General features: G+C 47.9%; 17 protein-coding genes. All 17 read right to left on the bottom strand.

Translation table 11 applies throughout. The features are described from left to right. Positions 1–61 precede the first annotated feature (61 nt). The 17 genes from flgG to xerC all read right to left on the bottom strand — a co-directional run bounded on the left by flgG (position 62) and on the right by xerC (position 14,481). Positions 62–874 (bottom strand): flagellar basal body rod protein FlgG, encoded by an 813-nt coding sequence (gene flgG, locus ACZ5FK_RS00960; protein WP_464806054.1) that lies wholly within the window; start codon positions 872–874, stop codon positions 62–64. Between the two features lie 86 nt (positions 875–960). Next, on the bottom strand, positions 961–1,338 hold the full coding sequence (locus ACZ5FK_RS00955) for a TIGR02530 family flagellar biosynthesis protein (RefSeq protein WP_464806053.1): 378 nt from the start codon (positions 1,336–1,338) through the stop codon (positions 961–963). Between the two features lie 13 nt (positions 1,339–1,351). Continuing rightward, complete coding sequence (flgD, locus tag ACZ5FK_RS00950; RefSeq protein WP_464806052.1) at positions 1,352–1,993, bottom strand: flagellar hook assembly protein FlgD; 642 nt, start codon at positions 1,991–1,993, stop codon at positions 1,352–1,354. A 3-nt stretch (positions 1,994–1,996) separates the two neighbouring features. Then, entirely contained in the window at positions 1,997–3,409 is a 1,413-nt protein-coding gene (locus ACZ5FK_RS00945) for a flagellar hook-length control protein FliK (RefSeq protein ID WP_464806051.1), read from the bottom strand. Between the two features lie 48 nt (positions 3,410–3,457). Further along, the gene (locus ACZ5FK_RS00940; protein ID WP_464806050.1) at positions 3,458–4,057 is read right to left on the bottom strand and encodes a MotE family protein; all 600 of its coding nucleotides are present in this window, start codon (positions 4,055–4,057) and stop codon (positions 3,458–3,460) included. Between the two features lie 4 nt (positions 4,058–4,061). Beyond that, complete coding sequence (fliJ, locus tag ACZ5FK_RS00935; RefSeq protein WP_464806049.1) at positions 4,062–4,514, bottom strand: flagellar export protein FliJ; 453 nt, start codon at positions 4,512–4,514, stop codon at positions 4,062–4,064. Beyond that, the gene (gene fliI / locus ACZ5FK_RS00930) at positions 4,511–5,848 is read right to left on the bottom strand and encodes a flagellar protein export ATPase FliI (protein ID WP_464806048.1); all 1,338 of its coding nucleotides are present in this window, start codon (positions 5,846–5,848) and stop codon (positions 4,511–4,513) included. Before fliI ends, fliJ begins: the two co-directional genes overlap by 4 nt. Beyond that, entirely contained in the window at positions 5,845–6,615 is a 771-nt protein-coding gene (fliH, locus tag ACZ5FK_RS00925) for a flagellar assembly protein FliH (protein WP_464806047.1), read from the bottom strand. The genes fliI and fliH overlap by 4 nt, the downstream gene beginning before the upstream one ends. Further along, a complete protein-coding gene (fliG, locus tag ACZ5FK_RS00920; protein ID WP_464806046.1) occupies positions 6,608–7,621 on the bottom strand; it encodes a flagellar motor switch protein FliG in 1,014 nt (337 codons plus the stop codon). The genes fliH and fliG overlap by 8 nt, the downstream gene beginning before the upstream one ends. A 14-nt stretch (positions 7,622–7,635) precedes the next feature. Then, positions 7,636–9,225 (bottom strand): flagellar basal-body MS-ring/collar protein FliF, encoded by a 1,590-nt coding sequence (gene fliF / locus ACZ5FK_RS00915; protein ID WP_464806045.1) that lies wholly within the window; start codon positions 9,223–9,225, stop codon positions 7,636–7,638. 62 nt (positions 9,226–9,287) lie between these two features. Further along, complete coding sequence (fliE, locus tag ACZ5FK_RS00910; protein ID WP_464807325.1) at positions 9,288–9,554, bottom strand: flagellar hook-basal body complex protein FliE; 267 nt, start codon at positions 9,552–9,554, stop codon at positions 9,288–9,290. Between the two features lie 59 nt (positions 9,555–9,613). Beyond that, positions 9,614–10,075, bottom strand: coding sequence for a flagellar basal body rod protein FlgC (gene flgC, locus ACZ5FK_RS00905; RefSeq protein ID WP_464806044.1), 462 nt, complete (start codon positions 10,073–10,075; stop codon positions 9,614–9,616). Between the two features lie 2 nt (positions 10,076–10,077). After that, on the bottom strand, positions 10,078–10,470 hold the full coding sequence (gene flgB, locus ACZ5FK_RS00900; RefSeq protein ID WP_464806043.1) for a flagellar basal body rod protein FlgB: 393 nt from the start codon (positions 10,468–10,470) through the stop codon (positions 10,078–10,080). A 295-nt stretch (positions 10,471–10,765) separates the two neighbouring features. Beyond that, entirely contained in the window at positions 10,766–11,542 is a 777-nt protein-coding gene (gene codY / locus ACZ5FK_RS00895; RefSeq protein WP_464806042.1) for a GTP-sensing pleiotropic transcriptional regulator CodY, read from the bottom strand. An 83-nt stretch (positions 11,543–11,625) separates the two neighbouring features. Next, the gene (gene hslU, locus ACZ5FK_RS00890) at positions 11,626–13,023 is read right to left on the bottom strand and encodes an ATP-dependent protease ATPase subunit HslU (RefSeq protein ID WP_464806041.1); all 1,398 of its coding nucleotides are present in this window, start codon (positions 13,021–13,023) and stop codon (positions 11,626–11,628) included. Continuing rightward, complete coding sequence (gene hslV, locus ACZ5FK_RS00885) at positions 13,023–13,568, bottom strand: ATP-dependent protease subunit HslV (protein ID WP_464807324.1); 546 nt, start codon at positions 13,566–13,568, stop codon at positions 13,023–13,025. Before hslV ends, hslU begins: the two co-directional genes overlap by 1 nt. Positions 13,569–13,581: 13 nt before the next feature. Then, positions 13,582–14,481 carry a tyrosine recombinase XerC gene (gene xerC / locus ACZ5FK_RS00880; RefSeq protein WP_464806040.1) on the bottom strand — a complete coding sequence of 300 codons (900 nt, stop codon included), beginning with the start codon at positions 14,479–14,481 and terminating at the stop codon, positions 13,582–13,584. Between the last annotated feature and the right edge of the window lie 33 nt (positions 14,482–14,514).

Raw genomic sequence — 14,514 nt, 5'->3', positions numbered from 1 at the left:
GTCGCCGCCTTCCACTTCAAGCTGCTGCACAAGTTAAAAACGGATATCGTAATTATATAAATTAGCGTTTCAAGTTGACGAGTTCCTGGAGGATTTCGTCGGATGTTGTGATGATCCGGGTGTTTGCCTGGAAACCGCGCTGGGCGACGATCATTTCTGTGAATTCTTCGGAAAGGTCTACGTTGGACATTTCGAGTGAGCCGGATTTAATTGCTCCATTACCTTCTTCCAATGGTACTAAATCTTCTGATGGTTCTCCTGAGTTTGGACTTTCCCGATACATATTACCGCCCACTTTTTCGAGACCACCTGGATTACTAAATCTTACTACTCCAATAGGGCTTTCCCATGACTCAAGTGCACCATCTACAACAAAACTTACTACTCCATTTTGACCAATTGAAAGATTGGTTGCCTTTAAATCAATTTCAATAACTCCTCCATCCGAATCAATCAGATACCTACCATCTCCATCAACGATTTTGGCGGTATCTCCATCTCCGCTATCCAAGTAAAAATTCCCTGCACGTGTATAGACATAATCACCTTCTTCTCTATCTTGTAATCTAAAGAATCCGTCACCTTCTATTGCTAAGTCAAGTGTATTCCCAGTAAATTGTGTAGAACCTGCACTATGAATTGTGTCAATTGTAGCCAACTGAGCTCCTAATCCAACTTGCTTAGCGTTAACACCGCCGCGGTTTTCTCCAGGTGCAGAGGCCCCCGCAACCGTCTGTGAATACAAGTCTTTAAATACAGTACGTCCCTTTTTAAACCCGTAAGTATTAACGTTTGCAATATTATTTCCTATTACATCAAGTTTTGTTTGAAAGTTTTTCATCCCTGAAATTCCTGCATACATCGATCGTAACATTTTATTGTTTCCCCTCTCGGATTGTAAGTGCATCTGCCTCTGTCAGTCGGCAGTGCGGCGGCATCCTCTTTCGGAGGTCCTGCCGGTCAAGCGAGCACGATTGTGCCGTCTATATTGGTGAACAGCTGGTCTTTCGCTTCCATGCGATCCATCGCTGTGATGACGGTGGCATTTTTGGCGCTGACGATGAGCGCTGCCTTCTCCATCAGTACGAGCGATTCTTTGATTCCCTTCTGTTTCGCCTCATTCACTTTCTCCGTGACTTTTGCCCATTCTGCTTCTGTTATGTGGATGTTCCGCTGGTTCAATCTGTCACTTGCATGTTTGCTGATTTTTAGCGGCTCATGACTGAGCACTTTCGTCAGCTGATCTTGAAAAGAATCCAGTGGCTTCATTTGTTGTTTGGACGATTTTGTTCGGATGAGCGGCTGGGCGGGAACGCGATGGATATTGATTTTTTCCATACAATCGCTCCTTTTATTGGCTTATCGAGACAAATTGAGTCCCTTCAATACGGCTTCCGTCAGCAAGGATATATTGCAGCTTGCCCTCTTTGTTTGACACGGAGGTGACAGTGCCCGTCTTTTCCGTTTCTCCGTCCATGTAACCGATCGTCTTGCCGATCAGCATGCTCGCTTCGACGAGGCTGTTGCTTGTGTCTCCGCCAGAAAGTACTTCTGATATATTGCCGGGCGTCAATTCTTTTCCGTCAGCCATTGTGAACACGACAGATCCATCTACGAATTTAGCGGACTGGATCACGCCTGTGCCTTCATTGATGACAGGCTTGCCGGCATCGTCTTTCTGATCGGTCAGCTCATGCCACCTGACGTTTTTCCCTACGAATTGGTTGTACTGGATAAGCTGTGTTTGATTCTGTGCTTCCGCAAACTTCTCGAATGCTTTTGAGAGGTTCATGGACTGCTCCAGCGAACTGAATTGCGCCATTTGGGCGATGAACTCATTATCTTTCATCGGATTTGTCGGGTCCTGGTTTTGCAATTGGGCAATTAAAATTTTCATGAATGCATCCTTGTCCATTGTGCCTGGCCCTGTTTTTCGCTGATCCCGCTGTTTATTAATCAAGAACATCGATTCCGTGATCGGTTTTTGTTCCATTCTCTACACCTCCAGTTCGATCAGATACTCTTCAAAACTCGTCTCGGTTTCTGAGGAGTCTCCTTGCTTTCCCTCTTCTTGCTGCTGTTCGCGCTTGAACTGATCATTGAATGACTGTTCGCGCTCGTTTTTGGAAGTCTCTTGGATCGATTGAGCAATATCGATTCGCTCCACCTGCAAGTTCTGCTGACTCAAGGCGTGCCGCAATTGATGCATTTGGCTGTCCAGCATCTCTTTCGCCTGAAGCGACGAAGCCAATATTCTCGCTGTCATAATGCCGTTCGACTCATGCAGCTCGATCCGCACTTGGCCAAGATGCTCCGGATATAACTTTACAAGCAGCCTGTTGGAACCGCCCGCCTGGCCGAAGTTCGACCGTTTGAACAATGTCTGCAGCTCGCGCATTAATGTCTCACTGCGGCTTGTTTGCGGTGTTTCTTGTAAGGTGAATTCAGCTTTTGCTGTCTGGTTTCCAGAGTGGACCGTTCCTAAACTTACACTAGAATCCGCTGATTTACTTGACGGGTCTGCATTCGGCTTGCCTGCCTGTGTATCTAAGATGACTGGTTCGCTGGTGTCATCTTGCTTAAGTCCATTTTGTTTCAAGATAACTTCCATGTTGTTAGGCGTATTCTGGCTTGAATTTGATATAGCAATCGGTTGAGATTCTACTGTGTTTATCAAGTTTGCAAGATGGGTATTAGTAAATGTCTTATGAGCTAACTTTTTCTCCAACTTTCCATTTTCCACTTTGGCCATTTTTTCGCCAAACTGCTCAGCCGCAGTATTCATGAAAGTTTGAAAGCTTGCCAGTTTCTGTTCCATCTGAAGCGTCATGTCTGTCTTTGGTGCAATTAGATCGATTGATTTCAGCATTGACAATATAGCAGTTGCATCCTGCTGAGACAATTTCATTTTTTCTCCGGTCAAAGAAGCAGTCAAATCCTCAAAGAATTTCGGCGCCACTTCATCGATCAGGCTAAGCAATGTCCAGACAGGAACAGAACCATCGAATTGATTGATCCTTTCATCAGATACCCCTGCCTCTTCAAGCAGATCTTTCAGCTGACCCAAAAGCTTCTCTGGTTCTTTGGAAAATGTACCGGCAATGTCCTTCAAAGATACATTCAAAGCGCCGTCCAGCTTTTCCATAACGGCTTCCTCAGCACCATTTTGCAATTCGCTGAATGCCTGGCCTAATGTTTGTAAATCATCCGCCTGGAAAATCGCCTCAATTGTGCCTGGCTGTATGCTCGGTAAGCTATCGGCTGGTTTAACCCCAACTGGTGCGCTTCCCGCCAAAAATCCTGAAAATACAGTACCGAACGCCTGGCTTGCTCCAGCCTGAGTCAGCTGCGGCACATTCCCCGCACTTGCCGGCATGCTGACGATGGATTGCAAAGCTCCAATATTCACGTTTTGTTACACCTCCTCTCCATTCGACAAAGCACATTATTATTATCGTCACTTCGTCATCAAACTTGTATACTTTGCCGCATCTTCTGGCGACATTTTTTCTAAAATTGACGCCAATGTGTCAGGCTTCAGCTTCGTCAATATCTCAATCGCTTCGGCATCACTCATTTTTGTCAGGACGGGTGCCGCCGATTTCGCCGACATCTTTTCGAATGTCGTCACAATTTCTTTGTTCGCTTTGGCATTGTCGTCTTTCGAATGTTTAAGCGACTCAATTTCTGCTAGAAGCTCTTTCTGTTTGGCAAGCAGCTCTTCCTGGCCCTTCTTGGACTGGTCCAGCTCTTCTTGCAAGCTTGTCAGTTCCGCTTCTTTTTCCTTGATTTCTGCTTGAAGCGTCACGACCCTGTCTTCTATGACAAAATCCGCTTCATGCTCTCCTGCATGCTCTTTATCCTTCAGGAAAGGGATGGATTCCGTAAATTCACTTGCTTTATCAAATACATTGATGTCCGCCACCTTCGCTATGACGAGCAGGACAGCAGATGCAAAAAGAAGAGGGATCAGCACCCAAAGCAGCAAGATTTGCAGAAAGCCCACTGATTTACGGCTCTTGCCAAGCTCTTCGTTCAAGTCATTAGTTTTTTTCACTTCATTACCACCCGTTTTCCCGTCTGCTGTGCTTTTGAGTGGATAGTTCATCCATCAGATTCGCCTCTGCCTGGCCGGCTTCGAACTTATATCTGTCCAGGTCCTTCTCTTTCATCTTTTCGTATTTCTTCACTTCAATCGTCTTTTCCAGCAGCTTGTTCTCGAACCAGACCATTTTCGACCTGGCTTTCATGACGAGTTGCTGGAGAGTGTCGATCCTTTTTTCCAGACTCTCAATAAAACGGGCATAATGATGCATGTCAGTCACCGAAAAGCCGACCGTCATCTTCTCCTGTTGCTCGAATATGACCTCTTCCTTCTTTTTCAGGAGTTCGTACAGCTCCGTGGCGATCGTTTCAAATTCATCCACCGCCTGCTTGTATTCCGTCTCGGTTTCGGTTTTTTCTTGTTCGCGGTATACCAGGACTTTCTCAAACCTGTATTCATACGACTTCATCGTCTTCCGCCTCCTGACGCTAGAGCAACGAGCTCTTCGATGCTGTCCTCCATGCTGACGTTATCTTTATAGCTCTGCTTCAAATAGTCCGTGATCAGCGGTTCGTAGTCGATCGCCTCGTCGATATCTTTCGAGGTGCCTCGCTTATAGGCACCGATGTTGATCAGATCTTCCGACTTGTTATAGGTATAGTACATTTCTCGGAGCCGTTCTGCCGCCTTGACATGTTCCGGACTTGCGATATGGTTCATGAGACGGCTGACGCTTTTCAGAACATTGATCGCCGGGTACTGCCCCTTATTCGCTAACGTCCGGTCCAGCACGATATGTCCGTCAAGTATACCCCGCACTGCATCAGCGATCGGTTCATTCATATCGTCCCCATCGACGAGCACGGTGTAGAATGCTGTGATCGCCCCTTTATCATTCGTTCCCGTGCGTTCAAGCAGCTTAGGAAGTATAGAGAAGACGGATGGAGTATAGCCCCTTGTTGCCGGGGGTTCCCCGACGGCTAGCCCGATTTCCCTCTGAGCCATCGCAACACGGGTGACCGAATCCATCATCAGCATGACGTTCATGCCTTTATCTCGGAAATACTCGGCAATGGCGGTCGCAGTGAAGGCCCCTTTGATCCGCATGAGGGCCGGCTGGTCGGAAGTGGCCGCGACAACGATTGTCCTCTTGAGCCCTTCCGGACCGAGATCCCGTTCAATGAATTCCCGGACTTCCCTTCCGCGTTCTCCGATCAGTCCGATGACATTCAGATCAGCTGTCGTATTCCGAGCGATCATCCCGAGCAAAGTGCTCTTTCCGACGCCCGATCCGGCGAAAATCCCTACACGCTGACCACTGCCTACCGTCAGCATCCCGTCAATCGCTTTGACGCCGACTGCAAGCTTTTCATCTATCGGCTTACGGCTCATGACATTCGGGGGATCCGCTTCCGTCCGGACTGTCGCCAGCCCCTTCGGCAGCTGTCCGCCGTCAAACGGCCTGCCCATCGAATCAAGCACTTTGCCGATGAGGTTCATGCCGACTTTCACTTCAAGCGGCTTGCCGGTGCATTCGACCAGGCAGCCGCTTGATATGTCATGGATGTTTGAAAACGGCATCAGAATGACAATCTCTTCCCGAAATCCGACGACTTCCGCCATCATGATCGCTTCTCCGGTCGCATTATTGTTCAGATGGATGTAACAGACGTCGCCGATTGAACTTTCCGGACCTTGTGATTCGATCATCAGACCAACTACGCGTGCCACGCGGCCGTACTTTCTGAATGTGTTGAGTTTCGGGATTAGCTCCGTCAGATCTTCCGCTTTTCTCAACGTCATTCCCCGCTTTCCAAAAGTTCTACTAATGCTTCTTTCAATTCGTTCAATTGTTCATCAATGCCGACTACAATTCTTCCATGATTCGTTTCAATCGTACACTCATCCTGATCGAAGTCCTCATTTGCAAAAATGAGGAACGGAACATCAGGCGGGAAGATCGCTGCAAGTTCTGCCCTGTTCTCGGAAACAAGGCGGTACCGGTCCGTCGGTACATACAGTCTGATGTCTTTCATTTCCCTGGCTTCCTTCAGACCTCTCCGCACAATGGAGAGGAATGTTTCCTCGTCGTCCTCAATTGCCTTGCCAAGAATACGGGAGGCTGCCCGCATGGCGAGCTCCAAGATGACCCGCTCCTGGCTGTCGATATATTTCGATGCGTTCTCTTCGGACATTTCTGTGATAGCATTCGCTTTTTCGATTGCACCCGACATGTCTGCAAGGGCTTTGCTGCGCCCTTCCTCGTAGCCCACCTGGAATCCTTCCTCATAAGCCTGCTGTTGAAGCGCAGCTTTTTCCTGCTGCCATGCCTCCTGCATGGCAGCTATATCAGCTGCCACTGTTTCCCTCATCCGTTCAATGGATTGTAATTCAGCGTCCATCTTTTTCTTCGCTTCCCCGAGAAGCCTGTCCCTCTCAAGAAGGACGGCGTCCATGGAGATCGTCTCCTGCATGCCTTCCTGTGTCTCTGGACGCATACTTCGTATAACGATCGGTCGCACATTTTCCGAATCGGACACTGTCTGATCTGATCGAAAAATCTTAGACAATTACGTCATCCCCTCCACCGCGAGCTATGATGATCTCACCAGAGTCCTCCAGTCTGCGGATGATGGAAACGATGCGACTTTGCGCTTCTTCCACATCTCGCAGCCTGACGGGCCCCATGACATCCATCTCTTCCTGGAACGACTCCGCCATCCGCTGTGACATGTTCTTGAAGAGGATTTCCTTCACTTCCTCACTCGACACTTTCATCGACAAGATGAGATCCTCGTTTTCACATTCACGGATGATGCGCTGGATCGAACGGTTGTCAAGAGTGACAATATCTTCGAATACAAACATCCGTTTCCGTATTTCTTCCGCAAGCTCAGGATCCTGTATTTCAAGCGCATCGAGGATCGTTTTCTCCGTTGACCGGTCGACACCGTTAAGCACCTGGACAACCGCATCCACCCCGCCGGTCTCCGTATAGTCCTGTGTCACTGTGGAAGACAGCTTCCTTTCGAGAACAGCCTCGATCTCACTGATGACTTCCGGTGAAGTGGAATCCATCGTAGCGATCCGTTTTGCGATATCTGCCTGCACTTCCTGCGGCAGGGAGGAGAGGATCATGCCTGCCTGTTCCGCTTCCAAATAGGAAAGGATGAGCGCGATTGTCTGCGGGTGTTCGTTTTGAATAAAATTGAGGATCTGCCCTGGATCCGCTCTCCTTGCGAAGTCGAACGGACGCACTTGAAGGGAAGAAGTCAGCCTGTTGATGATGGCTTGTGCATGCTCCTTGCCGAGTGCCTTCTCAAGGACTGTCTTCGCATAGCCAATGCCGCCCTGCGTAATATAATCTTGCGCAAGAGCGATGTTATGGAATTCTTCGATAATCTCTTCCTTGACCGCAGAATCCACTTTTTTCACACTGGAGATTTCAAGTGTCAGCCGCTCGATCTCTTCCTCATTCAGGTGTTTATAGACGGCCGCTGACACTTCCGGGCCGAGTGATATGAGAAGGAGTGCAGCTTTCTGCTTGCCGGTCATCCCTTTATCTTTCTTTACCACTGTTCATCCCTCCGTCAATCCTCGGCAATCCATGTCCGTAGTAGTTTTGCGAATTCTTCCGGCTTCTCTTTCGCCATCTTTTCGAGCTGCTTCCTTCTGAGCGATGCTTCTGTCTCCTGTTCGACATTAATATCGTCGACATTGAGCGCTTCCCGCTGCTCTTCAAGAATCAATTCTTCTTCCAGCTCCTGTTCTTTCCGGCGTTTACGGAAATAAGCGAAGATCAGAATGCCGATTACGAGAAGCAATGCACCGCCGATTGCGTAAACCCACCAAGGGATCGCAGTGCGTGGCTCAGCAGGTGTTGTCTCTTTTCCATTGAACGTCTGGGCTGTCAAAGCAATCTTACTGTTCCAATAGGCATCATCCGAGTCCGCCGGCACATATGTCTTATCGATGGAAGTCCTGACAATCGTTCCAAGGATAGTGCGGATCCCTTCTTCCACTTCTGGCGTCAATTGTGCATCTCCCGGGTTAGGAGGTTCCACGATGACCTGGATGCCGATGTCGCGAATTTTGTAAGGACTTTCCACTATGTCTTTGCGGATACGGTTCACTTCATTGTTGATCGTCTCTTCCAGCCGCTCATAATCACCGTCTGACGTGTTTCCTTCCACATAGCCTGTGTTATTATCGGTCGGATCCTCTCCTTGAGGCGTTCCGCCAGGCATGGCTCCGCTGCCCGAGAAGGATTCCGTCACCCGCTGGATGCTGATGGCGAGACTGTCGTGATCCGCATCCACTGTCTCCACTCGGTTCTCCTCGCGGTTCTCTTGCTTGAAATCGATATCGGTCGTCACAGTGGCGACGACTTTGTCTTGACCAACCATCGCTCCGAGCATCATCTGCACTTTCCGCTGAAGGTCGCGCTCGATTGTTTTCTGGATTGTCATCTGGTCATTAGCGTTCGGACCTGATGCTGTACTTGGCGATTTCAGATCGTAGTATTCGAAATACTGGTTCATGATCACAATATCGTCTGTCGACAGGTTAGGGACACTTTTCGATACCAGCTTATACAAGCCGTTGATCTGCTGTTCTGTAAACTGATATCCCGGTTCAGTTTTCAACATAATGGCAGCACTGGATTTCTGTACGCTGTCGTTCAGGAAGACACTTTCAGTCGGCAACGTCAAGTTCACCTGTGCATCTTTCACACCTTCGATTCCCTTTACAAGCTTCGCTAGCTCAGTCTGCATGGCACTTTGCTTGATCATGTTGAACTCGTTGTCCGTCGTTCCGAACCCTGCGTTCTGCGCGAAAAACGAGTAATCGATCATCCCTGAATTCGGGAACCCTTCGGCCGCGAGGGTGACGAGGAGATCATCCACCCGTTCTTTCGGCACGAGGATTGATGTGCCGCCTGGAGCAATCTGGCTTGGCACTCCTTGTGCATCCAGCGATTCCTTGATCCTCCCGACCTCGGCACGCGAGACGTCTTTATAGAGAGGTGCGTATTCAGTACGTGACAAGAAGTACGTCAGAAAAGCAGCGATCAGAATGACAGCGATAATCGATGCGATGTATGTTATTTTTTGTTTTTTCGTGCGGCTTGACCAGAACTGGACAAGATCCGCCCTGATTTTCGCCAATCTTTCTTTCATTGTAATCCCCCGGTCAGCTTGTCATTATCAATACTTCATAAATTTCATGCGCGTCCGGTGAATCAGACTGGCATTCTGATGATTTCCTGATAGGCTTCCACGACTTTATTTCGCATTTCCATCGTCGCGTTCAAGGCGATCGACGCTTTTTGTGCCGCTATCATCACATTGTGCAAATCCACTTCCTGGCCTGTGACCAGTTTTTCCGTCAAGCGGTCAGATTCGATCTGTTGCGCATTTACATCATGGATTGCTTCTTTCAGAAAAGAACCGAAGCTTTTTTGCGCTTCGGCAGGCGTCGTTTTCAAAGCAGGACGAGCAGCAGCCATGCTGCTAAGGCCGCTGGCGGCGATTGAAGGTATTGCCATCATATACATCTCCTAACAGATTATTTTCCGATTTCCAGTGCTTTCATGAGCATCGATTTATTCGCGTTCAACACTGTCACATTTGCCTCATATGAACGAGTTGCAGACATCAAGTCAATCATTTCTCTAAGCGGGTCTACGTTTGGCATCTGTACATACCCTTCTTCGTTTGCATCAGGGTGCGAGGGGTTGTAGACGAGCTTAAACGGTGTCCGTGTATCTTCAGTGATATTCGAAACTTTTACTCCATTGCCCGCTGAACCTTTAGCCGTCCTGCCGATTGCCGCGCCCAGCATGGAGGAGAATTGGCCTTCTTTCGGCATAAGTGTCACGGTTTTCCGCCGGTAAGGCTGCCACTCGCCGTCGACCATTTTGCCGCGCGTCGTTTCAACATTTGACATATTGGACGAAATGACGTCCATTCGAAGACGCTGGGCGGTAAGTGCTGAAGCAGAAGTGTTCAAGCTATGAAAAATACTCATGGTCAGCGTCCTCCTTTAATGACAGATTGCATGCTGTTGAACTTCCCATTCAACCGCTCGACAAGCGCATTATAATAGATCTGGTTTGCCGCTAGGTCCGCCTGCTCTTTATCCATGTCGACCCCGTTCCCGTCCTGCTGATATTTCCAAGGCAGGGATCCCTGTATGCTTTGGTTTACAGGTTTATTCTTGAAATCAAAATGTCTTGCATCTGTCCGATAGGCGCCAAGCGACTGTTCTTTCGCCCGGTTGAAGGCTTCCCGGAACTCGACATGTTTCGCCTGGTAGTTAGGAGTATCGACATTAGCGATATTCTGTGCAATCGCTTTTCCTTTTGTAGACGAGAAGTCCAAACCTCTCTCAAGCAAGGATATGGTGGATCCGTATATATTCATTAAATTCACCTCTAGGACATTCTTAAACTATGTTTAATTAAGTATATAGCTTCGACTTGATTCTATTAAAAACGACATATATTTTATTTTATCCATTAGGAAGGAATATGTCTATCTTTTATGATGAATTTCTTATGGTTCAAAACAGCCTTTTTAATTAATTTGTTCAAAACATGTATAGTTCTTCAGGAGAATATTACTAGTTAGCAATACAGCAAAAAAATGATTCTAATGAACCATATAAATAACAAAAATAAAGCACCCCTTCTCCTAAAAGAGAGGGGTGCCGTTTATATTACTTATTATGCTTTTGAAGTTCCTCAAGGAATTTGCTGTTCAATACTTTAATGTATGTCCCTTTCATTCCAAGCGAACGGGACTCGATGACGCCAGCACTCTCTAGTTTACGGAGAGCGTTGACGATGACCGAGCGAGTGATGCCGACGCGGTCAGCGATTTTCGATGCTACGAGCAGACCTTCGCTGCCGTTAAGTTCTTTGAAGATATGTTCGATCGCTTCATGTTCACTGTATGACAATGAATTGATAGCCATTTGGACGACTGCTTTGCTGCGCGCCTCCTGTTCGATCTCTTCCGCTTTTTCACGGAGGATTTCCATGCCGACAACAGTGGCTCCGTACTCAGCAAGGATCAAATCATCTTCTTGAAACTCTTGCTCAAGACGTGCTAGCAGCAATGTGCCAAGACGCTCGCCGCCGCCGATGATCGGAACGATTGTAGTCAAACCATCTTTGAATATCTCACGCTCTTCTTCAGGGAAAACTGTGTAATCACTATAAACATCAAGGTTTGAAGAAGTTTCCTTCACTTCAAATAGCTTATTTGTGTATTCCTCTGGGAATTTACGGTCTTCGAACATTTGTTTCATACGCTCGTTTTCGATTTGCTGATGTATTTCAAGGCCGAGCAACTTCCCTTTACGGCTTACGATGAATGCATTGCACTCGATAACAGAACTAAGTTTTTCTGCCATCTGCTTGAAGTTGACCGGTTTCCCTGCTGATTCTTGTAACATTGCGTTAATTTTACGTGTTTTTGCTAATAAAGACATCTTTCTTCCTCCTTAATTTTGGACAATAGGGCTTATGAATATTCTAAAGCTTTTTAATCGTTTTATACACTCAAAAGACTTGTTTACAGGATAAAATGTGACAAATCTTTATCTTGTACGATATTTTTCAACTTTTCATCGACATATGCAACAGTGATCTTGATGGTGGCCGGACCGATGTCTGCCGCCTCGAACGATAATTCCTCAAGCAGTTTCTCAAGTATCGTATGTAAGCGTCTCGCACCAATGTTTTCCGTAGTGTCATTCACTTCTGTCGCAATTTCGGCAAGTCGCTCAATCGCATCTTCCATGAATTCGATATGGACATCCTCCGTCCCCAGCAGCCGTTCATATTGATGCAACAGCGAAAAATCAGGCTCCTTCAAAATGCGGACAAAATCATCCTTCGTCAATTTATCAAGTTCCACGCGAATCGGGAACCGGCCTTGCAACTCGGGTATGATATCCGACGGTTTGGACATATGGAAAGCGCCAGCAGCGATGAATAGGATGAAATCCGTCTTGACCGCACCGTATTTTGTCGTTACTGTGGAGCCTTCGACAATCGGCAGAATATCACGCTGGACGCCTTCACGAGACACATCCGCTGAAGAGCCTCCGCCGCTTCTGCTAGCTATTTTATCCATTTCATCAATGAAAATGATCCCCGACTGTTCAGCTGCTTCAATTGCCCGCCGCGCAATCTCATCATGATCAATCAGTTTATCCGCTTCTTCCGCTTCCAGCACTTTACGCGCATCTTTCACTTTCATTTTCCGTTTCGCAGTCTTTTTTGGCATGAGGGATGAAAGCGCATCTTGCATGCTGGCGCCCATCTGCTCCATCCCGGATCCTTGAAGGGCATCGAACATGGACGGTTGCTGCATGGTGACGTCGACTGTGATCATCTCGTCCTCAAGGTCGCCTGCAAGCAGCCGCTCTTTGATCTGCGAGCGTTTCTGCCGTACTTCGTTCACTTCATTTTGATCGGGCTCTTCCGCCTGGTTCTTTTGACCGAAAAGCATTTCAAATGGGTTTTGCATATTCCCCTTTTTCTTCTTTTCAGGAACGAGCAATTCAACAAGCCGTTCTTCCGCCTGTCTCGCCGCTTGATCCTTGACCGCTTCTCGCATTTCTGTCTTTACAATCCGGACACTGTCCTCGACAAGGTCACGCACCATCGATTCCACGTCTCTTCCGACATAGCCGACTTCCGTGAATTTTGTCGCCTCGACTTTTACGAACGGCGCGCGGACAAGGCGGGCGATCCGTCTTGCAATCTCCGTTTTACCGACGCCCGTCGGCCCGATCATTAAAATGTTCTTAGGGATAATCTCCCGCTTTTCGTCATCAGTCAGAAGACTGCGCCTGTACCGGTTCCGTATCGCAATGGCCACTGCTTTCTTCGCATTATCCTGGCCGACGATATAGCGGTCGAGGTAGGCGGTCAGTTCACGAGGGGTCAGTTCTGTCTTTGCCATCAATCCAGCACCTCCACAATGATCTGGTCATTCGTGTAGACACAGATCTCAGCGGCCGTTTCAAGTGAGGCCTTGGCGATCTGCTCTGCAGTCAATGAATCGCCTGCGTACTTTTTCAGCGCTCTTCCCGCGGCAAGGGCATAATTCCCTCCGGATCCGATCGCTAATATTCCATCATCCGGCTCGATCACTTCGCCAGTCCCTGAAACTAGAAGCAGACGATCTTTATCCGCAACGAGGAGCATCGCTTCCAATTTCCTCAAAATTTTATCTCCGCGCCATTCCTTCGCAAGCTCAACGGAAGCACGTTCAAGGTTCCCATTAAATTCAGCAAGTTTTCCTTCGAATAGTTCAAAAAGTGTGAATGCATCTGCAACGGAGCCTGCAAACCCGGCGATGATTTTACCGCCGAAAAGCCGTCGCACTTTCTTTGCAGTATGTTTCATGACGACTGATTCCCCCATCGTCACCTGTCCGTCTCCGGACATCGCGCAGATGCCTTTATGGCGAATGGCGAAAATCGTCGTTGAATGGAATTCCATCAATTCACTCATCCTCCTATGCGCGCGGATGCGTATTCATATACGTCTTCCGCAAATGATCCTTTGTGACATGTGTATACACCTGGGTCGACGATAAATGGCTATGGCCGAGCAATTCCTGTACAGACCGCATATCCGCTCCGTTCGTCAGCAAATGGGTAGCGAACGAATGGCGAATCTTGTGCGGGTGTATTTTTGAATGAATGGCAGCTTTACGGAGCAACTCATTCAGTATATAGCCGACGCCCTGGACTGTAAGGGGATTGCCCCGCATATTGACGAAAAGAACAGGATGATCCGTTCTTCTCATAATGATAGGACGGCTATCAGTCAAATACGTTTCCAACGCGTCCTGTGCATAGCTTCCGAATGGGATATATCGCTCCTTCCGGCCTTTACCCATGACCAGGACAATCCCAAGGGACTGGTCAATGTCGCCGACTTTAAGAGACGTCAGTTCACTGACCCGCATGCCTGTCGCATACAGCAATTCAAGAAGCGCAAGGTCACGTACCGATTTTGGATCATCACCTTCACAAGCCTTGAACAGCTCCTCCATTTCCTGCTCATAAAAAAAAGCCGGAAGTCGCTCTTCCTTCTTCGGACGATGCAACAATCGGAACGCCTTATCATCTACCCCAAAGCGTGCATGAGCAAACTTGTAGAATGAGCGGAGTGATGAGATCTTGTTGGAGATTGTGCCGCGGGATAACCCTCTATCGTAAAGCCTTGTTACAAAGAGCCGTGCGACTTGGTAGGAGACATCAGCAAGATCTTCAATTCCTTCTGCTTGTAAAAAGCCTAGAAATTCATCAAGATCCGTTTCACAGTTCAGTACCGTCAGAGATGAATAATTCTTCTCAAGCCGTATGTAAGATATATACGCGGCAAGGATATCAGCTGTCGATTGAATCAAGCAACCCACCTCCGGAATGAAACGCAGTCACAT

Source organism: Sporosarcina sp. GTC18466 (genome assembly GCF_055389225.1).
This window is presented reverse-complemented; position numbering and strand designations above follow the sequence as displayed.